This is a genomic window from Streptomyces sp. Go-475 (assembly GCF_003330845.1).
GTDB lineage: Bacteria > Actinomycetota > Actinomycetes > Streptomycetales > Streptomycetaceae > Streptomyces.
Genome location: NZ_CP026121.1, coordinates 2,285,666 through 2,307,551, shown reverse-complemented (window position 1 = coordinate 2,307,551; position 21,886 = coordinate 2,285,666). Strand labels below are relative to the sequence as shown.

Sequence of the window (21,886 nt, the reverse complement as noted above, 5' to 3'; positions counted from 1 at the left end):
TTTCACCATGCCCGTCCGGGTCGCGCGGCCTGGCACCGCACCTCGCCGCGTTGCCGAAACGCCCACGTGGCTCCGCCACGAGGGCGCTCCGGCGCCTTGCGATGCACGGCACCAGACCACGCGACCTGATCGGACGCTCATAGTGAAAGGACCCCTTACGCCCCGAGGGGCTGTTCGAGATGGACGGCAACGGCACGCGGCAGACCACCGTGCTGGTCGTGGACGACGTCGCGGCCAGCCGGTACGCCATGGGCGCGGTGCTGACCCGGGCCGGCCACCGGGTCGTGCCGGTCGCCAGCGGCGGCGAGGCCCTCGTCGAACTCGACGTCCGGCTGCGGGACGGCACCCTGCCCGACGTGGCCCTCGTCGACGTGGGCCTGCCCGACATGAGCGGCTTCGAGCTGTGCCGCCGGCTCCGGGCCCGGCCCCCCACGGCCGCGCTGCCCGTCGTGCACTTCTCCGCCGCCGCGACCTCGCCCGGCGACCGGTGCCGGGGGCTGGACGCGGGCGGGGACGCCTATCTGACCGTGCCCGCCGAACCGCAGGAGATCCAGGCCGTCGTCCGGGCCGCCGTGCGCGGAGCGCGCCGCACCACGGGCGCCGAGACCGTCGTCCACCGGCTGACGCTGCTGTCCGAGACCATCGTCACCGTGCAGGCGGCGCGCTGCCCGCAGGAGCTCGCCGCCGCGGCCGCCGACGGCACCGCCCGCCTGACCGACTCGCCCGCCGTGGTGTTCGTGACCGGCCCGGACGGGGAGGTGTACCGCGGCACCGCCCGGGGCCGTCCCGCGCCGGCGGACAGCGGGGCGCACCAGGCGGCGGCACGGCTCGTCACCCGGCTCGCGGAAGGCCGTACCGGGGTGCACACCACCGTCGTCCCCGCACCGCTGTGGCCGGCCGGGATCTTCCGGCCGGGCGTCGAGGAGGACGCCCGGCTCACCGTGGCGACGGCCCAGGACGGCCGTACCGCCGTGTGCCTGGCCACGCCCGTACGGCGTACGGCGATCACCGACCCCGCCGACGACGGGCTGCTCGCCCGGCTCGCCCAGGCCACCGCGCTCGCCGCCGAACCGCTGCTGCTGTACCAGGTGGAGCGGCACGTCGCCCTCACCCTCCAGCACAGCTTCCTGCCCCAGCCGCACAAGCTGCCGCACGTCCCCGGCCTCGACATCGAAGTCCGCTACGTGCCCGCCTCCCGCCAGACCGAGATCGGCGGCGACTTCTACGCCGCCCTGCGCACCGGCGACGGCGTGCTCACCGCGGTCGGGGACGTCGTCGGGCACTCGCTGGACGCGGCCACCGTCATGGTCGAGATCCGGCACGCGCTGCGCGCCTACTGCGTGGACGAGTCCGACCCGGTCGTGCTGGCCGAGCGGCTCGACCGGATGCTCCAGCGCTACCACCCCGACATCACGGCCACCGTGTGCCTGGCCCTGGTCGACCCCTCCAGCGGCCGGGTGCGGATCGCCAACGCCGGGCACATCCCCCCGCTGATCCTGCGCGACTCGGGCGGCGCCCGGTACATCGACGCCGGCGGGCCGCTGCTCGGGCTGGGCCTGGAACGGCCCCCGGCGACCGAGCACCACCTGAACCCCACCGACCGCCTGCTCCTGGTCACCGACGGCCTCATCGAAACCCGCGGCACCCCGCTCGCGACCTCCCTGGAACTGCTCCGCACGGCCGCCGCCGACGCCCCCACCGGCCTGGACACCCTCTGCGACGTCCTCCTGGGCTGCTTCGCCCACGACCGCGAGGACGACATCGCCATGCTCGCCCTGCGACTAGGGTGAGCCCCCTGGATCTAGTACAGGAGTGCTGATGCCGCAAATCACCGTCGACTACTCCGCCGACCTCGCGGACGACTTCGACCGGACCGGGTTCGCGAAGGCGCTGCACGAGGCGACGGTGGAGATCGCGGCCGCCAGGCCGCCGGCGTGCAAGACCCGGTTCCGCCGGACCGAGGACATCGTCGTCGGCCCCGATACCGAGGGGCACGCCCATGTGCACATCCACATCGCCCTGCTCCCCGGGCGCTCCGACGAGACCAAGGCCCGGCTCACCGAGGCCGCTCTGGAATTGCTGCGGACGCACCTGAAAGCCGCCGAGGGGGTCGTGCTGCACGCCTCCGCCGAGGTACGCGACCTGGACGCCTCCTACCGGAAGTTCGAGGGCTGAGCGGCCTCAGCTCGCCAGGGCCACCAGCCGGCCGGCCAGGTCCGTGAACGGGCCGTCGGCCGGCTCGTCCTCGACCATGCCGCGCAGCAGGGCCGCCATCTCCTCGTCGTAGGCGGCGCTGACGGCGACGAGCGCGGCGAAGTCGTTGACGAGCTGCGCCTCCAGCTCGGCCCGCGGGATGCGCCGGCCGTCCAGCCAGATCAGCGCCGTCGACTCGGCGAGCGAGATCCAGGAACGGACGACGAGTTCGAGGCGCGCGGGCGGATCGGTCACGCCCAGGTGCGAAAGGATCTGGACATACGCGGCCTGCCGCACGGAGTCGACGAGCGCGTTGGTCGTCGACGAGCCCACGGCCGGGCCGCCGCGCATCAGGGCGGAGAAGCCGGGCCCGTGCTCGTCCACGAAGTCGAAGTAGCGGCGCATCACGCGCAGCAGCCGCGCTCCCAGCGGGCCTTCGTGCGGCTCCACGAAACGGGCCGCGAGATCGTCCGAGGCCCGCTTCAACGCGGCCTCGTACAGGCTGAGTTTGCCGGGGAAGTAGTGGTAGACCAACGGGCGGGAGATGCCCGCGGCCGACGCTATCTCGTCGATGGAGACCTCGTCGGGCGAGCGGCGGCTGAACAGTTCGAGGGCGACGCCGATCAACTGCTGCCGCCGCTCCTCGACTCCCATTCTGCGGCGAACCCCGATAGTCATGCGAACACCTTACCGATCGATTCCGGCCTCGAACGGTCCGGAGCGATCGCGGATGTCCGCCAGGGTTCCCCGGGCGGGCGCGTGAGCCGACGGTCAGCGCAGCCCGCCGACCGAACGCCCGTCCTCCAGCGTGCCCTTCAGCTCGGCCCGCGCGCCCTGCTCGGCCGGCACGGTCAGCAGACTGCCCTGCGCCGACCCGTCGACCCCGCCCGTCGCCCGGATCGACGTCGTCTCCCGGCTGCCGGCGGCGAGCAGATACCAGTCGCCCGCCTCCGCCTTCCACAGCACCCCGGCCAGTACGTGCGGATCACGCGCCCCGCACGCCGCGACGTTCTCGGCCTTCGCCGCCACCGCCCCGTACCTCCCGCCCGGCGTGTGGAACTGCGCCAGCACCCGCGCCCCGCCGCCCCGCCAGGTGTCGGCCCGCGTGCACACCCACGCCGCCGAGCCGCTCGCGTCGGGCAGGGGCTGCTCGTTGAACGCCCAGGCGTTGACGTTCCGCACCCCGGCGGAGCGCAGCGTGCCCAGCGAGCAGGCGAACGGCTGCCAGACGCGCAGCGCCTCGGCTCCGGAGGCCTCACCCGGGGAGCCGGGCCGGCCGGCGGTGAGCCGGGCCGGGACGAGTTCGCCGAGGTCGGTCAGCAGCCGGGTCCTGGTGCCGTCGGTCACCTGCAGCACGTTCCACGAGGTGCAGGGGCCGGACCGCAGGGCCGGGCTGGCCAGGGGTGCCGTCACCCCGTCGGTCAGGGTGAGGTCCATCGCGCCGGAGCCCGGCTTCATCAGGTCCCGCTCACCCGCCTTCGCCACCCAAGGGGCGGTCAGATAGCGGACGTTGCCGTCGGCCCGGCCCAGGACCACCGCACCCGCCTCGGCCCGGCCGGCCCCGTCGACCCGGGCGAAGTCGAGGGCGGCGCCCTGCGTGCCGTCCTTCGGCTCGGCGTACCGGGCGATGCGCAGACCGTCGTACAGGATCACCACGCGCGCCGCGTCGACCGTCCCCGCGTAGAGCAGCTGGGGCGGTCCCGCCGGGCCGCCGGACGGGGTGCCGGGCGTCGCCGAGACCTGGACCGTCTCGCCGGGGCGGGCCCACACGGCGAGGGCGCGGCGCAGCAGGGCCGTGTCACCGGTGAGGTCGCCGCGGGCCGGCCACACGGAGAAGTCGGTGCGCGCCGAGCCGCGCCACGCGGTGGCGGGGACCCGGGTCAGCTTCGCCGGGTCCAGGGCGGCCTGGGCCGAAGGGTTGCGCGCGTACGGGGGAGCGGCGGCCCCGTCGGGGCCCCAGCCCTCGCCGGGCAGTCCGAGCAGCGCCCCGCACACCAGCAGGGCCGCACCGGCGGCCAGCGCGGCCTTCAGATGCTGGCGGCGGCGCATCAGGTCCGTGGGGCGGGCCTGCAGCGAGCAGGGGTCGAACTCGGGGGAGTCGAGCAGCCCGTACTGGGCGGGGATCCCGTCGGCCTCCAGCAGCGCGCCGTCCGCGTCGGCGACGCCCGCGGCCGTGAGGACCTCGCGTACGTCGTCGTCCGCCAGCCGCTCGATGCCGCGCAGCGCGTACGCGGCCCGCGCCGGGCCGGACAGCGTGGACAGCCGCTGGTCCAGGGCGAGTTCGTCGGCGCCGCCCGAGCGCGGGAAGAGTTTCAGGCCCCACACCTGCGGCAGCACCGGCGGCAGCTGGGACCGCTTGGGCCAGGCCTTGCGCTTCAGCGGCAGCCCGGCCTCCAGCGCCGTGCGCAGCACCTGGAGGCGGACCAGGGCGTAGCCGGGGTCGCCGTGGCGGCCGGTGGACTGGGCCGGGATCACCGGGGCGGGGGTGCGGTTGCGGGGGAGTGCGCGCTGGGTGAGGGCGTGTGCGGTCACCACGCGCCTGCTGCGGCCCAGGCCCGGTGGCAGCACCAGGTAGGCCAGCCGGACGAGCCGCGGGTAGTGCTCGACGAGCGCGGCCTCGGCCTGCTCGACGTCGACGACCGGGCCGGCGGGGGAGGGCGGTGCGGGGCGCTGGGCGACATCCTGTGACTGCACGTTCAGCAGAACGAGCGAATCGTTCGATGGTCACCTGACTGCGGAGCGTCACGCCCCGGGCCGCTCCCCGGGCTCCACCCCCGGCCGCTATCCGGGCTCCACCAGCAGCCGGGCGTAGTTCGCCATCGACCGCTGGTAGCGCGGCAGGTGCGGGGCCAGGGCGCGCAGCGCCAGTGACAGCCCCTCGCGGTCACGGCCCAGGCTGGACAGACAGAGCGCGAGACAGGCGCGCACGGCGTCGTCCAGTTCGTCGGAGGGGGCGTCCAGTTCGGGTTCGAGGAGCTTGACGCCCTCCTCCGCCTGCCCGATGTTCCGCAGCGAACTGGCCAGCTGGATCTTCGTCCGGCGGGTCTTGTAGGGGCTGACGTCGGCGAGTCCGCGCGCCAGCGCCTCGCGGTACAGCCGGACCGCCTGGTCCGGGTGGCCCGTGGAGTCAAAGGCACAGGCCTGCTCGAACGGCCCGAGCGGGCTGCCCTCCGGCAGTTCGGCGACGAGGGCGTCGACATCGGCGCGGAAGCGGGCCGCGTCCTCGTCCGTGTCGGCGTAGTCGTCGAAACGGGCCCACAGGGCGGTCACACGCTCTTCCCAGTCCTGGTTCACGGGTCCACCCTCGCACGGGAGTGCCCACGGAGGCAGCGGAATTTTGAGCAGCCCGGGCCCCACGGCCGTATCGAAGGCGAGAGCCTGTTGCCAGGGCTCCGTGCGGCATGCGTCCGGACCGTGCCGTGACAAGGACCGGAGGAACAGATGAGGGTGACCCGACCGATGCTCGCGCTGAGCGGCGCGGTGGCGATACTGGCGCTGGCCGGCTGCGGATCCGGCAAGGACGAGGCGGCCGTTCCGGAGGCGGTGACCGGCAGCCTGGAGCACATCGCGGCCGAGGCCAAGTGCAAGCCGAACATGCAGACCGACGCCGACACCATCCGCCAGGCCATCTGCAAGAAGGGCGAGGAGAAGTACGTCCTCGCCACCTTCGCCACCGACCGCGGCCAGCGCGAGTGGCTGAACAGCGCCAAGGACTACGGCGGCTACTACCTCGTCGGCCGCAAGTGGGTCGCCGTCGGCCAGGAGAAGACGGTCACGGCGCTGCAGGGCACGCTCGGCGGAACCATGGAAGAGGGCTCCGAGCACATGAACCCCGGTGGCAGTCACAACAGCGGCAACCACCACGGCTGACCGCGCGGAACCCGGGCAAGCGAAAGCCGGCGGTGGGAATTCCCACCGCCGGCTTTCTGCTGTGTGCGGGTGCGGACTACTGGCAGTCCTCACCGTTGTTGATGCACTGGACCATCTCGTTCATCACGTTCTCGTCGAAGAAGTTGATGAAGTCGTTGTGGTCGGTGATCGGCTTGTGCAGCTGCTCCGGGAAGGAGTCGATCGCGAACGCGTTCTGCACCTGCCCGTTGTTGATCTGCGGCGCCGGGACGTCGTAGACCAGGCGGACCTGGAGCTGGGGGATGGCCTTGAAGCCGTTCGAGCAGCTGCCGTCCGCCTCCACGAAGTCCACGTGGGTGCGGTGGTTGGCGCTGTCGATGTTCTGGCCGTCCCAGCAGCTCTGGAAGTTGGACGTGCGCACCACGCTGCTGCCCTCGGGGCAGATCGGGTACTTGTCCGTCACCTGACGGTCCTCGAAGCCGGTGCAGCTCCAGGACGTGTTGGCGTTGTTCAGGCCGTTGGTGAAGGACTTGGCGTCACCGGTGATGATGCGCAGGGCCTTCGGCATCGCGACGACGTCGCTGGTGCGGTTGCCGACGAACTTCAGCTGCGCCTCGGCCGGCTCGACGATCTTGCCGACGTTGCCGTCCTGGCCGCCGCCCGGCTGGCCCTGGTCGATGTCCTGCGTACCGTCCTGGACGCGGATGACCGGCCAGAAGTACGAGGACTTGTCGCCCTGGTTCTGGCAGGTCGTCTGGGCGTTCGCCAGGTCCTCGTCGCTCGCGAAGGCGTTGTTGCTCTGGTTGCCGACGTAGTCGTGCTGGTGCTGCGCGCCGTTGGACACGCCGGGCGCCACGATCACGTTGTCGGAGTTGCGGTTCTCGTTCTCGTTGGTGCCGCAGTTCGTGGTGAACGAGCCCGTGGAACCGCCGTCGCCGTTCGCGGCGAGGCCGTTCGGCAGGTTGCGGGAGCCCGGCTGGACGTCCTCGATCTTGATGAAGTCCGCCGCCGCCGGGCCGTTGCCCGCCTGCCCGCCGTTGCCGCCCTGACCCTGGTCCTGGCCGTTGTCCTGGCCCTGGTCCTGACCGCCGTCGTTGTTCTGGCCGCCGCCGTTCTGCCCGTCGTTGTTCTGGCCGTCGTTGTTCTGCCCGCCTCCGGCCTGGCCGTCGTTGGTGTTCGCGTCGGCGGCCATGCCCTTGCACTCGGCCAGCTGCTCGAGGTTGCCCGGGGCCTGTCCGCCCACCCGGCGGATGTTGATGCCGATCCGGTCGAGGGCCGCGACGCGCTTCGACTTCAGCGGGCCGAGGATGGCGTTGTTGACGAAGCCCGGGTCACCGGCCTGGGCCTGGCGCGTGGAGGCGAGCCGGGTGTAGGCCTCGCTGATCTGCTTGTCGAGGTTCGCCAGCTCCTTGTCCACCCCCTGGCGGGCACCGTCCGGCACGTCGGTCAGTTTCTGGCCGACGTCCGGGCACTGGATCGTGGCGATCTGAGCGCCCGCGGACTTCGTCTGGTTCGCCGAGTTCTCCTCATGCGCCGAGGCATAGAAGTTTGCCCAGATCAGCCCGCCCCCACCGAGCGCTAGGGCCGCCGATGCGGCTATGGCCTTGGTGGCCAGCGGCGTACGGCGTTTTCTTGTGTTGCGTCCCATGGAACTCCTCTGACTTCCTTTTTCGGGGGCATCGAGGCGCCCGACAGGAGTGAAGCGGCTCCCTTCCATACGGAGGCCGTCCCAGGGGTGTTCAGATGTCTCGGAAATTGATGCGAGATTCGTGAGGGCTCTGTGTCCTCAACAGCCCCTCCGGCACCGGCCGTTGTGGATCACCCACGAGGGGTGAAACGGTCCGTCCGGTTTCACCGGCCGTGGTCGAGATACGCGAGAACCGCCAGCACGCGCCGGTTGTCGTCGTCCGAGACCTCAAGGCCCAGTTTGGCGAAGATATTGGCGGTGTGTTTGGCGATCGCCCGTTCCGTCACGACCAGTTTCCCGGCGATCGCCGCGTTGGACCGGCCCTGCGCCATCAGCTCCAGCACCTCCCGCTCCCGGGGCGTCAGCCGCGCCAGCGGCCGGTCGCCGCCCGACTGCCGCGCCAGCAGCTGCTGGATGACCTGCGGATCCATCGCCGTGCCCCCGGCGGCGACCCGCCGTACGGCGTCCACGAACTGCTCGGCGTCGAACACCCGGTCCTTCAGCAGATACCCGACGGCGCCGCTGCCGTCGGCGAGCAGCTCGCGCGCGTACAGCTGCTCCACGTGCTGGGAGAGCACCAGCACCGGCAGCCCGGGCCGCCTCCTGCGGGCGTCGAGCGCGCACTGCAGGCCCTCGTCGGTGTGCGTGGGCGGCAGGCGGACGTCGACGACCGCGACGTCCGGGTCCAGCTCGGCCAGCGCGGCGGCCAGTTCGGGCCCGGACTCGACGGCCGCCGCGATCTCGAAGCCGTGCGCCTGGAGCAGCCGGACGAGTCCGTCGCGCAGCAGGAACAGGTCTTCGGCCAGGACTACGCGCAAGGGATCTCCATGGTGACCATGGTGGGGCCGCCCGGGGGACTGCTGACGGCCAGGACGCCGTCGAATGTACCCAGTCGCCGCTCCACCCCGGCCAGTCCCGAACCGGCCCCGATCACCGCGCCGCCCCTGCCGTTGTCGGTGACGGTCGCCCGCAGCATGCCGTCCGCCCGGTGCAGGTCGATCCAGATCCGGTCGGCGCCGGAGTGCTTCACGGCGTTGGTGAGCACCTCGCTCACGGCGAAGTACGCGGCCGACTCCACGGGCGCCTCCGCCCGCCCGGGCAGGTCCACGCTCACCTCGGTCGGCACCGGCAGCCGCAGCGCCAGCGCCCGCACGGCGTCGCCGAGACCCCGCTCGGCGAGGACCGGCGGATGGATGCCGCGCACCAGCTCGCGCAGCTCGGTCAGCGCCTCCACCGAGGACTTGCGGGCCTGCGCGATCAGTTCCCTGGCCTGGGCCGGGTCCTTGTCGAGGAGCGCCTCGATGGTGCCGAGGTCCATGCCCATCGCTACCAGGCGGGCCTGCGCCCCGTCGTGCAGGTCACGCTCGATGCGCCGCAGTTCGGCGGCGGAGGTGTCGACGGCGTCCCGCCGCGTCTCGGTCAGCACCCGCACCCGCTCGGCCAGTTCCCCCTGGCCGCCGCCGAGCACGGCCCGGGTGAGCCGGAAGTGGACGTCCAGCAGGCGCGGGGTGAGGAAGTGCGCGAAGAAGAGCAGGACCAGGCCGAGGGCCGCCGCGCCGAACGCGGAGGTCTGGTCGTGGACCCGCACGAAGCCGTACCAGTAGCCGCCCGAGCCGTCCAGCAACCGCCACAGGCCGGCCGCGATCGCGAACCCCTCCAGGGGATAGAAGAGCAGCACCGCCGGCAGCAGCGCGGTGACGAACCCGGCGGTCATGTCGACCGGCAGCCACCTCAGGTCCCGCCAGGTCGCCTGGTCGCGCAGCAGCGCGACGGTGCGGGTCCACGGATTGGCGCTCCTCGGCAGTGGCCGGTACGCCGGGGGTATCCGCACCCCGCCCCACTCCGCCGCGAGCACCCTCCGCCAGTTCGCGAACGCCCGCACCCCCGTGAGCACGTACGGCGTCGTCACGAGCCCGACCCCGATCGGGATGAGCGCGATCGAGACCAGGGACAGGCAGAAGCACAGCACCGCCCCCGGCAGACTGACGAGGGCCAGTGCCAGCCCCCGCACCGCGGCGATCCCCACGCCCCGCCCCTGAGTGCGCCCGTTGCCGCTCTTCGTGTCGATGGTCATGGCGTCAGTCTGGCCGAGCGCAGGTGCGGGGGCACGGGGCCGGGACACCCGGTCGGGGGTGGTGCTACCTACACCTGCGCGGACCCGCCGGCCGCGAGCACCTTCGCCTCCACCTCCGGGTCGAGGCCCTTGCGCGTCCGGTCGGGGCGCTGGGGCGCCGTGCCGCCGATGGCCTGGAGCCACCGCCAGGTGTCGGCCACGGTCTCCTCGACGGGCCGGCAGCGCAGCCCGGCCGCGAGGGCCCGGGAGACGTCCGCGCTGTGCAGGGCGTCGTGCAGGTCGCTGCCCGGCGGCACCCACACCGGAAGCTCGGTCCACGGCTCGATGCCCGCCCGGAGGATCACCTCCGGCTCCGTCCACCGGAGTTCGGCCGCCCCGCCGGTGACCCGCACACAGGCGTCCAGCAACTCGCCCATGGTGGTGTGCCCCTGCGGGCTCATCAGGTGGTACGGCCCGCTGAGCTCCCGCTCCGCCGCGTTCAGGATCCACTCGGCGAGGTCGCGCACGTCCACGTACTGCAGGGGCAGTTCGCGCGGGCCCGGTGCCAGGACCGGGCCGCCGCGCGCCGTCCGGCCGAGCCACCAGGGCAGCCGGCCGACGTTCTCGTACGGGCCGAGGAGCAGCCCGGCCCGCACGAGCACCGACCGGTCCTCGCCGAAGGCGTCCAGGACGGCCAGCTCACCGCCCCGCTTGTCCCGCGGGTAGTCGGTCTGCTCCGCGTCGGCCGACGCCCCCTCCACCACGGGCGCGTCCTCGCCGTACCCGGCGGGCGGGGCCCACGCGTACACCGAGCAGCTCGACACGTACACGTACCGGCGGGCGCGGCCCCGCAGCAGCCGCGCCGCGTCCCGCACCGCGCGGGGCGCCGCCGACCAGGTGTCGACGACGACGTCCCACTCGCCCGGGTCCTCGGCGAGGGCGGCCAGTCCGCCGGGCGCGGTGCGGTCGCCGTGCAGCGACCGCACGCCCGGCGGCGCCGCGTGCCGCCCCCGGTGGAACACGGTCACCTCCCAGCCCCGCCGCAGCGCCGCCTCCACGACGGGCCGCCCCGCGAACTCCGTACCGCCCAGCATCAGAAGCCTCATGCCGCCGACTCTGCCGGGTGGGGCGGCGCGGCGGAACGAGGATCTGCTGTCAGCAGACGGCCGAGCGGGGGAGTCGCGCTCGGGGCGGGTCGGGGCCGGGGCCGGAGGGCTGGGTCAGTGGCCCGTCGGCGGCACGTACTTGTAGCCGACGCGGCGCACCGTCCGGATCGTGTCGCGGTGCTCGGCGCCCAGCTTGCGGCGCAGCCGGGCGATGTGGACGTCGACCGTGCGGCCGTCGCCCACGTGCCCGTAGCCCCACACCGTGCCGACCAGCTGGTCCCGGGTGTGCACCCGGCCCGGGTGCGCCACCAGGTGGGCGAGCAGCTCGAACTCCAGGTACGTGAGGTCGAGGGGCCGGCCGGCCACCTCGGCGGTGCGCTGCACGGTGTCGACGCGGATCAGCGGCTCGCCGCCCGGCTCGGCCCCGGCCTCGGGGCCGGTCGCCGCGGGCCGGTCCGGCACCGCCACCGGGAACGGCGGCTGCTGGTCGGCCGGGACGAGCACCAGGTAGCCGATCATCGGCGGCTGCCCGGGCAGCGTCGGCAGGGTGTGCGGGGGAGCCGGCAGCCAGGTGGCACCGGGCGGCAGCAGATCCGCCACGGTCACCACCTCGTCCCGGTCGACGGCACGCAGCCGGTGCCGGGGGCCGTGCGGGGCGGGGGAGTCGAGGGTGGCGGTGGACAGGGAACGAGTGGTCGCCATGAGAGGTCAGCTCTTTTCGCGCGAGAGGTTCGTCAGGGGACGTACGCCGTTGCGCGCTGGCCGAAGACCGGGAGGTACGGCTTTAGAGGGCCGGCGCGTTCGTCGCGCGGCAACACACCCGGTCGAAGTCGTGGTGCTGACGGGAAGGCCAGAAGGGCTCGAGGTCATGGCGACCCGTCGCGGGGAGCTTCTGGAGGCTGGCCATGCCCCCATTGAAGCAGAAGAAGGCCCTCGGCAGGACCCTCCTCTCACTGCTTGGACGCTTCCCCGGCACGCACACGAGGGGGCGCCCACCGCTCCGGTGGGCGCCCCCTGTGCGGAGCTGTGGGGTGGATCAGACCTGGCCGGCCTTCTCCAGAGCCGAGCAGCACGTGTCGACGAGCAGGCGGGTCACCACGTACGGGTCGACGTTGGCGTTCGGGCGGCGGTCCTCGATGTAGCCCTTGCCGTCCTTCTCGACCTGCCACGGGATACGGACCGAGGCACCGCGGTTGGAGACGCCGTAGGAGAACTTGTCCCACGGGGCGGTCTCGTGCAGACCGGTCAGGCGGTCGTCGATGCCGGCGCCGTAGTTCTTGACGTGGTCGAGCGGCTTGGAGCCCTCGCCGAGCGCCTCGCACGCGGTGATGATCGCGTCGTAGCCCTCGCGCATCGCCTTGGTGGAGAAGTTGGTGTGCGCACCGGCGCCGTTCCAGTCGCCCTTGACCGGCTTCGGGTCGAGGGTGGCGGCGATGTCGAAGTCCTCGGCGGTGCGGTAGAGCAGCCAGCGGGCCACCCACAGCTGGTCGGAGACCTCCAGCGGGGCGAGCGGGCCGACCTGGAACTCCCACTGGCCCGGCATGACCTCGGCGTTGATGCCGGAGATGCCGAGACCGGCCTTCAGGCAGTTCTCCAGGTGGGCCTCGACGACGTCACGGCCGAAGATCTCGTCGGCGCCGACGCCGCAGTAGTAGCCGCCCTGCGGGGCCGGGAAGCCGCCCTTGGGGAAGCCGAGCGGGTAGCCGTCCTGGAAGAACGTGTACTCCTGCTCGATGCCGAAGATCGGCTCCTGCGCCGCGAACTTCTCCGCGACCTCGGCCAGCGCGGCACGCGTGTTGCTCGGGTGCGGGGTGAGGTCGATGTTCAGCACCTCGCACAGCACCAGCACGTCGTCGCCGCCGCGGATCGGGTCCGGGCAGGTGAAGACCGGCTTCAGGACGCAGTCCGAGGCGTGGCCCTCGGCCTGGTTGGTGGAGGACCCGTCGAAGCCCCAGATCGGCAGCGCGTCGAGACCGGCGGGGGAACCCGCGATGATCTTGGTCTTGGAACGCAGTTTGGCCGTCGGCTCGGTGCCGTCGATCCAGATGTACTCAGCCTTGAAGGTCACGGGCCACATCCTTCGGGGGTGTGTCTGGGCGCGTATCGCGGGTGCTGCGGCGCTGCGGCACTGGGGCGCCGCCGTAGTTGCCCGGCAGCTTGTCAACAGGCGATTTCCCGGCCATTGCTCGAATGTGAACCCCGTGTTACCTGGTGGCGCTGTGCCGCAGGTCACGGTGTGAGGGTGTTTGTCCCGCCGCCCCTGGCCGGGGGCGGCGGGACCCGTGACACGTACGGGGGGCGGCCGAGGTGCGGGCCGCCCCCTCAGTGACTCACCCGATCGTCCGGCCTCACCCCACCTTCTCGATCACGGCCCGGCGGATGAGGAACTTGCCGGGCTCACGGACCTGCTCGAAGGCCGCGTTGTTGAGCAGCACACAGCTGCCGGAGACCGAAGTGACCTCCACCGTCGTGGACTTGGCGTTGTCCAGGTTGGTGACCTTCAGCTTCGTGCCGGCCGGGAACTGGTTGCTGGACGCGGCAGGAGCACCGCCCTCGCCGGAGAGCGTGACGGTGGAGCCGTTGCACACCTGCTGCCCGGAGCCCGCAGCCCCGCCACCGGGGTTCTCCGCGGGTTGCGAGGGCTCCGCCGACTCCGCCGGCTGCCGGGGCGGCGCCGGCTGTGCGGGCTGGGAGTCCTGAGCCGACTCCCCCGCCACGCACCCCGACGCCTCCTGCTTCCGCTTGATCTCCGCGACGACCGCCTCGCGGTTGGCGATCCGCGCCTCGGACTGCGCGTCGGGGTTGGCCCGCTGGTCCGCGATGAACTTCTGGTTGTTGCCGAGGGCGGTGGCGAGACCCAGGCAGACCGTCGACTCCGCCGAGGACCTGGGGGTCTGTGCGGCGTTCGACGTACTCGCCAGGACGAAGGCCCCGCCTCCCGCCACCGCCGCCGCGCTCACCAGCAGCGCGAGTTTCTTCTTCGTACCGAGCGTTCTCCTGCGCGACATGCGCGCCTCCTGAAGAGGTAGGGGAGCGTACGCCGCTATGTACGAGATACCGAACGAGGTTGCTCAGCGGTTTACAGGAGTCAGCTGAGTGACCTGCGCCACGTGCGGGGGCTGACCGGCTGTCAGCGTGACAGGGCGTCCCGTACGGCCTCGTCGGTACGCGCCACCACCGCCGTGCCGTCGTCCGCCGTGATGATCGGGCGCTGGATCAGCTTGGGGTGCTCGGCGAGCGCCTTGATCCACCGGTCGCGCGAACCGGCGTCCCGCGGCCACTCCTTGAGGCCGAGTTCCCTGGCCGCGGCCTCCTGGGTGCGGGTGATGTCCCAGGGTTCGAGACCGAGGCGCGTGAGGACGCCCCGGATCTCGTCCTCGCTCGGCACGTCCTCCAGGTAGCGGCGGACGGTGTAGTCGGCGCCCTCGGCGTCGAGCAGCTGCACCGCGCTGCGGCACTTCGAACAGGCGGGATTGATCCAGATCTCCATGGGGCCACGGTACGCGCCGCAGGGTCTGTTCGATTTTCTGCAGACTCACCCGCACCTTGCGGACCTGCCGTGACGTGGCGCCAATTCCTTGCCTCACCTGGGAGTTTGCCGTGCTCTGCGGCCTCCCCGTTGTCAGTGCCCGGCGGTAAACTGTAAGCAGTGTTCGAGGGTGGCGCCGGGGACGTCGACGTCTCCGTGGGCCGCCCGACCGCGACAGGAGGATGCCTGTGCCCGCTGCCGCTCTGACGTCGAAGCCGCTGCCCACCCAGTCCACCGCGAAGCGCCCCGTCCTGCTCGACCTGCCGTACGCGCCCGTGGAGAAGCGGCCGTTGCCGCCGGGCCGGCCGCGCGAGTGGTACGTCACGCACAACCGCCGCCTCAAGGCGATGCGCCTCGCCATCGCCCTGCTCGACTCCGGCGTCTACCTGCCGAACCAGGCCCGCAACGAGACGATCCGCGGCACGGCGGAGCTGATCGGCGTCCACCCGCCGTCGGACACGACGTGCCACATGGTGCGGGCGCTCATGCGTTACGCCCGCTGACCCGGCCGATTCCGAGCGCCGGCCGCCCTGTGTCCCCGGGGCGTCCGGCGCTCTGTCATGCCGCCCGGCCCGGCGCGGCGAACAGGGGCGGGTTCAGGCGGGCGAAGCCCTCCTGGCGCTCGTACGGGAAGTACGGGTACGGCGCCGGGCGGTGGCTCGCCGCGTCCAGTCTCGCCACCTGCTCGGAGGTCAGGGCCCAGCCGACGGCGCCGAGGTTCTGGCGCAGCTGCCGCTCGTCGCGGGCGCCGATGATGACGGAGGACACCGTCGGCCGCTGGAGCAGCCAGTTGAGGGCGATCTGCGGCACGGCACGGCCCGTCTCCTCGGCGATCTCCTCCAGCGCGTCCACCACGCCGTAGAGGTGCTCCTCGGCGACGGGCGGTCCGTAGTCGGCGGTGCGGTGCAGCCGGCTGTCGGGCGGGAGCGGTGCGCCGCGGCGGATCCGGCCGGTGAGGCGCCCCCAGCCGAGCGGGCTCCAGACGATCGCGCCGAGACCCTGGTCCAGGGCGAGCGGCATGAGCTCCCACTCGTAGTCCCGGCCGAGGAGGGAGTAGTAGACCTGGTGGGCCGCGTAGCGCGGGTGCCCGTTCCGCTCCGCCGCCGCGAGGGACTTCATCACCTGCCAGCCGGAGAAGTTGGAGACGCCGACGTAGCGCACCTTGCCCGCGCGCACGAGCGTGTCGAGGGTCGCCAGTACCTCCTCGACCGGCGTCCCGGCGTCGAAGGCGTGGAGCTGGAACAGGTCGATGTGGTCGGTGCCGAGTCTGCGCAGCGCGTCCTCGCAGGCGGTGATCAGCCGGGAGCGGGAGGAACCCGCGTCGCCCGGTCCGTCGCCCGTCGGCAGGCTCGTCTTGGTGGAGACGAGCACCTGGTCCCGGCGGCCCTTGATCGCCTCTCCCAGTACCTCCTCGGAGGCGCCGGCGGAGTAGACGTCGGCGGTGTCGAACATCGTGATCCCGGCGTCCAGGCAGATGTCCACCAGGCGGCGCGCCTCCCGCGCGTCGGTCGTGCCCCAGGCGCCGAAGAGCGGACCCCGGCCGCCGAAGGTGCCGGCTCCGAAGCTCAGCGCCGGGACCATGAGCCCGGACGCACCCAGTCGTCTGTATTCCATCGGAACCCCCTTGTCGGGTTGCTAACGGGTTTATGGTCCCGTTAGTGAGGACTAAGGTAGCAGGGCGGGACGGTTAATGGAACGGGAGTACCGTTATGGCTGACGGGGTCGAGCCGGGGACCGTACGCCCCGGCGGGCGCACGGCACGGGTGCGGGAGGCGGTGCTGCGGGCGGCCGAGGACGCCCTGACCGAGCAGGGCTTCACCGGGCTCGACCTGGCCGACATCGCGCGGCGCGCCCAGGTGGGCAAGACGACCGTCTACCGCCGCTGGGGGACGGTGACGGGCCTGGTGGCCGACCTCCTCCAGGACATGGCCGAGCAGTCGGCGCCGCGCACCGAGACCGGCTCTCTGCTCGGCGACCTCACGGCCAACGCCCGGCTCGTGCAGCGGACGTTGACGGATCCCCGGCAGGGCGCGCTGTTCAAGGCGCTGATCGCCGCCGCGACGGGTGACGCGAAGACGGCGGCGGCGCTGCACCGCTTCTACGACATCCGCGTCAGGGAGTGGGCCCCCTGCGTCCGGCAGGCCGTCGACCGGGGCGAGGTGCCGGAGGGCACGGACCCGCACGACGTGATCCGTGCGGTTTCCGCTCCGCTCTACTACCAGTTGCTGATCAGCGGCGGCCGACTCGACGAGACGACGGCCGACCGGGCCGCCGAGGCGGCGGCGATGGCGGCCCGGGCGGGGGTGTTCGTCCGGGTCGGGGGGAAGTCGGCGTAGGGGGGCGGCGGTTTCGGGGGCTTTTCGGGCTCGGGGCGTTTTGGCCGCTGCCGCTTGCTGCCTGGCGCTCGCCGCCGGGCGTCTGCCGATGGCCGTCGGCCGCCCCCGGCGAGGGCCGTTGGACGCACCGGCAGCCGCGTCAGCCCTCTCCGGTCAGCACACCCAGCCCGTCGGCACCCCTGGCCCGTCAGCCGGTCGCAAGCTCCTTCTCCAGCGGTGTGCGGAAGCGCGGGGTGATTCTGGTCGTCCCCAGCCATCCGCTCAGCCGCTCCGCCTCCGTCTCGAGCGCCGCCCGGGCCTCCCGGCCGACGCCCTCCCCGTCGAGGATCCGCCAGGTGATCTCCCCGTCGGACCGCTGGGCCCAGCCGCCGATCACCCGGCCGTTCCACCACACCGTCGGCCCGACGTTGCCGCTGCGGTCGAACAGCTGCGGCCGCAGCTCAGGCGCCAGGTACCAGTCGCGCTGCTGCCACCCCATCGCCGTCGGGTCGAGACCGGGCAGCAGGGCGGCCCAGGGCTCGTCCGGCGCGGACACCGGGTCGACGTCGTCCCCGGCCACGAACCCCGGGCCCTCGTCCAGCGTCACCGGCCGCGCTCCGCACGCCGCCAGGGCCCTGCGGACGTCCGTCACCCGCCACCCCGTCCACCACTTGAGGTCGGCCTCCGTCGCCGGACCGCACGCGGCGAGCCACCGTCTCAGCAGCTCCGCCTGCGCCTCGGCGGCGTCCAGCTCGGGGTGCTCGGGGGCCACGGCCCAGCGGAACTGGCTGGACGTCCACGAGCCGAGCGGCCGGCCGCGTACGACCTTTCCCTCGACGCCCAGCACCTTCAGCAGCCGCGTCGAGACCGTGTGCAACCCCTCGTAGCTCTTGCCGGCCCCGTACACGAACTGCTCGCGCAGCCGCGGCTCGTCCTGGGCGAGTTCGGCCGCCGTCGCCTGCCCACGCCGGGCGAGTGCCGCCAACGTCGACTCCTCGACCTCCTTCAGCCAGGCCGCGTCCGGCGCCCCGGCCGCGGCCATGTGCTTGAGCAGCGCGGCCCGCTCCCGGGCGGCGACCGCCAGCCCGGTCGAGGCGTGCACGACGGCGGTGAGGCCGGTGGGGAAGACGAACACGGTGTGCCGCATGCCGTGCATCCGCACCAGGGAACGGTCCTCGTACAGCGCGCGTCCGGTCTCGTCGACCGTCCTCGCCGGGTCGGTGAGCCGCGCGCCCACGGCCAGGTACACCGTCGCCGGGTCCGTGCCGTGCAGGGCGACGAGCGCGTCGGCGACCTCCTCGGGCGTCCCCGCCCTGGCCTGTCGGGCCAGCCGCTGCCGCAGCGCGAGCCGCGCCCGCCGCTCCGGCACGCCGATGTACCGCTCTGCCCCCATGCCCGCCTCCACTCGCCGCGTCCTCCGACCCGATCGCATCATCGCGGACACCACTGACAATCGACCGCGACCGTGCCGCCCTGCCTCAGCCGTACCGCTCCATCAGCCCGGTCACATACGCCTCCAGCCGCCCGCCCAGCACCTCCGGAGTCAGGTCGGTCCGCCCCAGTTCCCGCCACGGGCCCGCGAGCTTCGCCGCGTCCGGGACATAGGCCAGGGCGTCGAGCAGCCGCCAGTACAGGTGGTCGGGGCCCTCGGTCAGGCGCCTGCCGCCCCGCGCCGCGTAGCGCTCCCCGAAGCCGAGGCCGTACTCCGCGCCGTGCAGCAGCGCGAGCGCCGTCGAGCAGTGGGCGACGTCCAGGTCGGCGGGGCCCCAGGAGGTCTCCACCCAGTCGACGACACCGCTGATCCGCAGACCGGCCCCGGTGCCCGTGAACAGCACGTTCCCGGGGTGGAAGTCCCGGTGCAGGAAACAGCCGTCGTACGGCGGAGGGTCGCGGCGGATCACGTCCACGGCCCGTTCCCACAGCGCGCCTTCCGGCGCGGCCACCCGCTCCGGGGACGTCCACGCCTGGTACGGACGCGGCCGCTCCTCCGGAACGACCCGGTGGATCCGGGCCAGCTGAGCCGCCAGCAGGTCCACGCGCGCGTCGAGTTCCTCCTCGTCGACCCGGACCCGCCCCGGCAGCACCGACATCAGCAGGGACGGGTGGTCACAGTGCTCGCCGGTCGCGTCCACGCCGATCAACTCGGCGGCCGGCACACCCTCCTGCCCCGCCAGCAGCCTGAGGATCCCCGCCTCGCGGGCCAGCAGCCCGGGCGCGTGCCGCCGGAAGAAGGGCTGCACGAAGGTCCGCAGCGCCAGCTCGGTGCCGTCGTCGAGGGTGAGCCGCCGCAGCTGCGCGCTCCAGCCACCCGTCAGGAAAGTGGACTTGTCGACCGTACGGCCCTCGGGAAGCTGTTTGGCCACCCACGCGCGCGTGGCCGTCCAGCCCTGCTCGCCGAGCCCGGTCAGCACGGCGGTGGCGAACTCCCGCCGGTCGTCGGGATGGTCCCGGAACCACAGGCCCAACCGGTGCTCCGCCTCGGGGAGTTCCCAGTGGGTGAACTGCGCGCGCCGGGCCAGCGCCGCCGAGACGGCCTCGGTCACGGCGGGCGGGATGACCGCGTCCGCGCCCGGCACCGCGAGCACCGCCCGCCCCTCGTACGCCCGCAGCACCTCCAGCGCGGGCGCCGCACGCCAGCTCCCGGGCCGGCGGATGATCTCGCTGAACCGCCCGTCGCCGTCGCCGAACGGCACGTCCCACGCCTCGGCCGCGTACACCGCCGGAGCGCACAGCCCCAGGGCCGCCACCCGGTCCCCGTAGTGCCGGACGAGATCGGCCACCGTCTGGCCGCCCATGCTGAACCCGACCAGCACCAGCGGCCCGTCCACGCGCGCGTGCGCGTCGATGACGGACACGGCCTGCTCGAAGCGGCGGCGCAGGCTCGACTCCCGCAGCACGCCCGTGCTCTCCCCGTGCCCCGAGAAGTCGAAGGCGAGGGAGCGGCAGCCGTGCGCGGCGAACTCCTCCAGCCACGGCACCAGCCGCTCCTTGCTGCCGTTGCCCGCGCCGTGCAGCAGTACGACGGTCGCCCTGGCCGGTTCACCGCCGCCGATCAGCCCGCTGAGGCGTTCGCCGTCGACGTCGTGCGTGAAGGGGATCAGCTCGCTCATACGGCCATTCATTCACGCGGCGCGGGCCCGTGAGCGGCAGATCACAAACCCGGTGCCCCCCACACGGGGAACCACCGGCCCAGGTCCTGCTCGATCGTCAGGTCGTCGGCGAGCGCGGCCCGCACCTGGAGCTCCAGCGCGTTGTCGCGCCGCTGCGCCTCGCCGGGCAGGGGCGCGAACGGGTAGAACGTGCCGCGCTTGTAGAGGTAGACCAGCGCGAGCCGCCGCCCCGACCGGTCCTGGAAACCGGCCAGTGAGCAGAGCAGTTGGGGGCCGAACCCGTTCACCTCCATCTGGCTGTTGACGGCGTGCAGGTCGTTCACGAGCGGCACGAGTTGGTCGGGGGCGCGGTGCGAGACCAGCCAGGAGTAGCCGTAGTCGTCCTGTGTCAGCCGTACCGGCGGGCCGTCGCGGTCGGTGTCGGCGTCCAGCAGGGCCTGCACCTCGCGGTGGGTCTGCTCGAAGGCCGCGCCCTCGACGGTGGCGAAGCACACCGCGCCCTGCCCGGTCGGGGTGAAGCCAGCGGCGGCCTCCAGGGTCACGGCTGCCGACGGCAGCGCGAAGAGCCGGTCGAGATCCGCCTCGACCGGCTTGCTCCGGCCGAGCAGGATGTCCAGCAGCCCCATGCTCCGCTCACACTCCTCCGGGAGAGGCCGCCTCGCCCAGCTCGGCGGAGATCCGGCCCAGCTGGTCGAGCCGCTCCTGAAGGCTCGGGTGGGTCGAGAAGAGCCGCGCGACGCCGGGCTCGCGGCCCAGCGCCGGCGTGAAGTAGAACGCGTTGAAGGCCTGGGCCGTACGCAGGTCCTTCGTCGGGATGCGGGCGATGTCGCCGGAGACCTTGGTGAGCGCGGACGCCAGCGCCGAGGGCCGGCCGGTGAGCTGGGCCGCCGACCGGTCCGCGGCCAGTTCCCGGTACCGCGACAGGGCCCGGATCAGCAGGAAGCTGATCGCGTACACGGCGGCCGACACGCCCATCACCGCGGCGAAGACGGCGGCCGTGTTCTGGTCCCTGCGGCCCCCGCCGAACACCTGCGAGTAGAACGCGAACCGGACGATCAGCCCCGCGAGCACACCCAGGAACGAGGCGACGGTGATCACGGCGACGTCCTTGTGCGCCACGTGCGACAGCTCGTGCGCGAGGACGCCCTCCAGCTCGGCCGGCTCCAGTCGCCTGAGCAGCCCGGTCGTCACGCAGACCACGGCGTGGTCGGGATTCCGCCCGGTCGCGAACGCGTTCGGCATGTCCATGTCGGACACGGCGACCACCGGCTTGGGCATGTCCGCGAGGGCGCACATCCGGTCGATCACCGCGTGCAGCTCGGGAAACTCCTCGCGCTCCACGACCCGGCCGCGCATGGCGTACAGCGCGATCCGGTCCGAGAACCAGTACTGCGCGCCGAGCAGCGCCGCCGCGACCACCACGACCAGCACCCACGACTTCAGCAGCACGACCAACGCGGCGACGAACCCCACGTACAGCAGACCGAGCAGGAACAGTGTGATCCCCATACGGGTGGTCAACCGCCGGTCACTCCGGAAGCGGCTGTGCATCTGCATCACCCCGCAGCTCACGCACTCGTCCCACTGCCAGTGTGCACCCCGGCCCGCCCATGAACGGGTCGTGATCACCCCCAGGACCGGCAAAGACGTCAGGCGCCGTCGGCGACCGCGTACCCGGGCACGGACGGCCACCGGACGCTCAGCACCACCGACTCCTCCTCCGCGTACCAGGAGTGATCGACGCCGCGCCCCCACACCACGTAGTCACCCTGCTGCTCCAGCAGCACGCTCCGCCCGGGGAGTTCGACGCGGAAGCGCCCGCTGATCAGCACCAGGAGCGCGGTCCGCTCCTCACCCCGCACCCACCGCGCACGCGCGTCGCCCCGCGGGTGCACCCCCCACTTGATCTCCACCGCCTCACTGTGGCGCGGATCCCCGACGTCCTTGAAGTGCCCGAGCAGCCATCCCCGGTCCAGGGCGGCGTCCTCGCCCGCGTTGCCCGTGTACACACCGTCGTTCACGGGCCCGGAGGCTAGCAGCCCCG

22 protein-coding genes are annotated in these 21,886 nt (G+C 72.8%); 5 read left to right on the top strand and 17 right to left on the bottom strand.

Features of this window, described 5'->3' with window-relative positions:
* Positions 1 to 179 precede the first annotated feature (179 nt).
* Both C1703_RS10580 and C1703_RS10575 read left to right on the top strand, forming a co-directional pair.
* The gene (locus C1703_RS10580) at positions 180 to 1,790 is read left to right on the top strand and encodes a fused response regulator/phosphatase (protein ID WP_114251734.1); all 1,611 of its coding nucleotides are present in this window, start codon (positions 180 to 182) and stop codon (positions 1,788 to 1,790) included.
* Positions 1,791 to 1,818: 28 nt separating this feature from the next.
* Positions 1,819 to 2,175: a 5-carboxymethyl-2-hydroxymuconate Delta-isomerase gene (locus tag C1703_RS10575; protein ID WP_114251732.1), complete on the top strand. Its 357-nt coding sequence runs from the start codon at positions 1,819 to 1,821 to the stop codon at positions 2,173 to 2,175.
* 6 nt (positions 2,176 to 2,181) lie between these two features.
* On the opposite strand, the gene C1703_RS10570 is transcribed toward C1703_RS10575, so the two are convergent.
* The 3 genes from C1703_RS10570 to C1703_RS10560 all read right to left on the bottom strand — a co-directional run bounded on the left by C1703_RS10570 (position 2,182) and on the right by C1703_RS10560 (position 5,487).
* Positions 2,182 to 2,871 (bottom strand): TetR/AcrR family transcriptional regulator, encoded by a 690-nt coding sequence (locus C1703_RS10570; RefSeq protein WP_114251730.1) that lies wholly within the window; start codon positions 2,869 to 2,871, stop codon positions 2,182 to 2,184.
* Between the two features lie 93 nt (positions 2,872 to 2,964).
* A complete protein-coding gene (locus tag C1703_RS10565) occupies positions 2,965 to 4,887 on the bottom strand; it encodes a hypothetical protein (RefSeq protein ID WP_114251728.1) in 1,923 nt (640 codons plus the stop codon).
* 87 nt (positions 4,888 to 4,974) lie between these two features.
* Positions 4,975 to 5,487: a tetratricopeptide repeat protein gene (locus C1703_RS10560; RefSeq protein WP_114251726.1), complete on the bottom strand. Its 513-nt coding sequence runs from the start codon at positions 5,485 to 5,487 to the stop codon at positions 4,975 to 4,977.
* 147 nt (positions 5,488 to 5,634) lie between these two features.
* On the opposite strand from C1703_RS10560, the gene C1703_RS10555 reads away from it, so the two are divergent.
* A complete protein-coding gene (locus C1703_RS10555; RefSeq protein ID WP_198678134.1) occupies positions 5,635 to 6,063 on the top strand; it encodes a hypothetical protein in 429 nt (142 codons plus the stop codon).
* A gap of 76 nt (positions 6,064 to 6,139) precedes the next feature.
* Here C1703_RS10555 and C1703_RS10550 read toward each other — a convergent pair whose 3' ends face one another.
* The 8 genes from C1703_RS10550 to C1703_RS10510 all read right to left on the bottom strand — a co-directional run bounded on the left by C1703_RS10550 (position 6,140) and on the right by C1703_RS10510 (position 14,378).
* Positions 6,140 to 7,690 (bottom strand): DUF1996 domain-containing protein, encoded by a 1,551-nt coding sequence (locus C1703_RS10550; RefSeq protein ID WP_114251723.1) that lies wholly within the window; start codon positions 7,688 to 7,690, stop codon positions 6,140 to 6,142.
* A gap of 203 nt (positions 7,691 to 7,893) precedes the next feature.
* Positions 7,894 to 8,547: a response regulator transcription factor gene (locus C1703_RS10545; RefSeq protein ID WP_114251721.1), complete on the bottom strand. Its 654-nt coding sequence runs from the start codon at positions 8,545 to 8,547 to the stop codon at positions 7,894 to 7,896.
* Positions 8,538 to 9,803, bottom strand: coding sequence for a sensor histidine kinase (locus tag C1703_RS10540; RefSeq protein WP_114251719.1), 1,266 nt, complete (start codon positions 9,801 to 9,803; stop codon positions 8,538 to 8,540). The genes C1703_RS10545 and C1703_RS10540 overlap by 10 nt, the downstream gene beginning before the upstream one ends.
* Before the next feature lie 68 nt (positions 9,804 to 9,871).
* Positions 9,872 to 10,888, bottom strand: a complete 1,017-nt coding sequence (locus tag C1703_RS10535; protein ID WP_232840444.1) for an NAD-dependent epimerase/dehydratase family protein — start codon at positions 10,886 to 10,888, stop codon at positions 9,872 to 9,874.
* A 114-nt stretch (positions 10,889 to 11,002) separates the two neighbouring features.
* Positions 11,003 to 11,590, bottom strand: a complete 588-nt coding sequence (locus tag C1703_RS10530; protein ID WP_114251715.1) for a winged helix-turn-helix domain-containing protein — start codon at positions 11,588 to 11,590, stop codon at positions 11,003 to 11,005.
* A gap of 334 nt (positions 11,591 to 11,924) precedes the next feature.
* Entirely contained in the window at positions 11,925 to 12,956 is a 1,032-nt protein-coding gene (gene glnII / locus C1703_RS10520; RefSeq protein WP_114251710.1) for a glutamine synthetase, read from the bottom strand.
* Positions 12,957 to 13,236: 280 nt separating this feature from the next.
* Entirely contained in the window at positions 13,237 to 13,896 is a 660-nt protein-coding gene (locus tag C1703_RS10515) for a hypothetical protein (protein WP_114251708.1), read from the bottom strand.
* 122 nt (positions 13,897 to 14,018) lie between these two features.
* A complete protein-coding gene (locus tag C1703_RS10510; protein ID WP_114251706.1) occupies positions 14,019 to 14,378 on the bottom strand; it encodes an arsenate reductase family protein in 360 nt (119 codons plus the stop codon).
* 227 nt (positions 14,379 to 14,605) lie between these two features.
* On the opposite strand from C1703_RS10510, the gene C1703_RS10505 reads away from it, so the two are divergent.
* The gene (locus C1703_RS10505; RefSeq protein ID WP_114251704.1) at positions 14,606 to 14,920 is read left to right on the top strand and encodes a hypothetical protein; all 315 of its coding nucleotides are present in this window, start codon (positions 14,606 to 14,608) and stop codon (positions 14,918 to 14,920) included.
* 55 nt (positions 14,921 to 14,975) lie between these two features.
* Here C1703_RS10505 and C1703_RS10500 read toward each other — a convergent pair whose 3' ends face one another.
* Positions 14,976 to 16,031, bottom strand: coding sequence for an aldo/keto reductase (locus C1703_RS10500; protein WP_114251702.1), 1,056 nt, complete (start codon positions 16,029 to 16,031; stop codon positions 14,976 to 14,978).
* Between the two features lie 95 nt (positions 16,032 to 16,126).
* Between C1703_RS10500 and C1703_RS10495 the strand changes: the two genes are divergently transcribed.
* Positions 16,127 to 16,753 carry a TetR/AcrR family transcriptional regulator gene (locus tag C1703_RS10495; RefSeq protein WP_114251700.1) on the top strand — a complete coding sequence of 209 codons (627 nt, stop codon included), beginning with the start codon at positions 16,127 to 16,129 and terminating at the stop codon, positions 16,751 to 16,753.
* 187 nt (positions 16,754 to 16,940) lie between these two features.
* On the opposite strand, the gene C1703_RS10490 is transcribed toward C1703_RS10495, so the two are convergent.
* From C1703_RS10490 to C1703_RS10470, 5 genes are all read right to left on the bottom strand, one after another.
* On the bottom strand, positions 16,941 to 18,125 hold the full coding sequence (locus C1703_RS10490) for a winged helix DNA-binding domain-containing protein (RefSeq protein ID WP_114257363.1): 1,185 nt from the start codon (positions 18,123 to 18,125) through the stop codon (positions 16,941 to 16,943).
* A gap of 85 nt (positions 18,126 to 18,210) precedes the next feature.
* On the bottom strand, positions 18,211 to 19,842 hold the full coding sequence (locus tag C1703_RS10485; RefSeq protein ID WP_232840443.1) for an alpha/beta fold hydrolase: 1,632 nt from the start codon (positions 19,840 to 19,842) through the stop codon (positions 18,211 to 18,213).
* Between the two features lie 41 nt (positions 19,843 to 19,883).
* On the bottom strand, positions 19,884 to 20,468 hold the full coding sequence (locus tag C1703_RS10480) for a hypothetical protein (protein WP_114251696.1): 585 nt from the start codon (positions 20,466 to 20,468) through the stop codon (positions 19,884 to 19,886).
* Between the two features lie 7 nt (positions 20,469 to 20,475).
* The gene (gene htpX, locus C1703_RS10475; protein WP_114257362.1) at positions 20,476 to 21,393 is read right to left on the bottom strand and encodes a zinc metalloprotease HtpX; all 918 of its coding nucleotides are present in this window, start codon (positions 21,391 to 21,393) and stop codon (positions 20,476 to 20,478) included.
* Positions 21,394 to 21,491: 98 nt separating this feature from the next.
* Positions 21,492 to 21,863 (bottom strand): signal peptidase I, encoded by a 372-nt coding sequence (locus tag C1703_RS10470; RefSeq protein WP_114251694.1) that lies wholly within the window; start codon positions 21,861 to 21,863, stop codon positions 21,492 to 21,494.
* Positions 21,864 to 21,886: the final 23 nt, after the last annotated feature.

Bases quoted from the DNA above. Each gene is read 5' to 3' on its own strand.
- C1703_RS10575 (WP_114251732.1), top strand. From the start codon at position 1,819: ATGCCGCAAATCACCGTCGACTACTCCGCCGACCTCGCGGACGACTTC.
- C1703_RS10580 (WP_114251734.1), top strand. From the start codon at position 180: ATGGACGGCAACGGCACGCGGCAGACCACCGTGCTGGTCGTGGACGAC.
- C1703_RS10570 (WP_114251730.1), bottom strand. From the start codon at position 2,871: ATGACTATCGGGGTTCGCCGCAGAATGGGAGTCGAGGAGCGGCGGCAG.
- C1703_RS10540 (WP_114251719.1), bottom strand. From the start codon at position 9,803: ATGACCATCGACACGAAGAGCGGCAACGGGCGCACTCAGGGGCGGGGC.
- C1703_RS10500 (WP_114251702.1), bottom strand. From the start codon at position 16,031: ATGGAATACAGACGACTGGGTGCGTCCGGGCTCATGGTCCCGGCGCTG.
- C1703_RS10510 (WP_114251706.1), bottom strand. From the start codon at position 14,378: ATGGAGATCTGGATCAATCCCGCCTGTTCGAAGTGCCGCAGCGCGGTG.
- C1703_RS10515 (WP_114251708.1), bottom strand. From the start codon at position 13,896: ATGTCGCGCAGGAGAACGCTCGGTACGAAGAAGAAACTCGCGCTGCTG.
- C1703_RS10490 (WP_114257363.1), bottom strand. From the start codon at position 18,125: ATGGGGGCAGAGCGGTACATCGGCGTGCCGGAGCGGCGGGCGCGGCTC.
- C1703_RS10550 (WP_114251723.1), bottom strand. From the start codon at position 7,690: ATGGGACGCAACACAAGAAAACGCCGTACGCCGCTGGCCACCAAGGCC.
- C1703_RS10555 (WP_198678134.1), top strand. From the start codon at position 5,635: ATGAGGGTGACCCGACCGATGCTCGCGCTGAGCGGCGCGGTGGCGATA.
- C1703_RS10530 (WP_114251715.1), bottom strand. From the start codon at position 11,590: ATGGCGACCACTCGTTCCCTGTCCACCGCCACCCTCGACTCCCCCGCC.
- C1703_RS10535 (WP_232840444.1), bottom strand. From the start codon at position 10,888: ATGAGGCTTCTGATGCTGGGCGGTACGGAGTTCGCGGGGCGGCCCGTC.
- htpX (WP_114257362.1), bottom strand. From the start codon at position 21,393: ATGCACAGCCGCTTCCGGAGTGACCGGCGGTTGACCACCCGTATGGGG.
- C1703_RS10485 (WP_232840443.1), bottom strand. From the start codon at position 19,842: ATGAGCGAGCTGATCCCCTTCACGCACGACGTCGACGGCGAACGCCTC.
- C1703_RS10495 (WP_114251700.1), top strand. From the start codon at position 16,127: ATGGCTGACGGGGTCGAGCCGGGGACCGTACGCCCCGGCGGGCGCACG.
- C1703_RS10480 (WP_114251696.1), bottom strand. From the start codon at position 20,468: ATGGGGCTGCTGGACATCCTGCTCGGCCGGAGCAAGCCGGTCGAGGCG.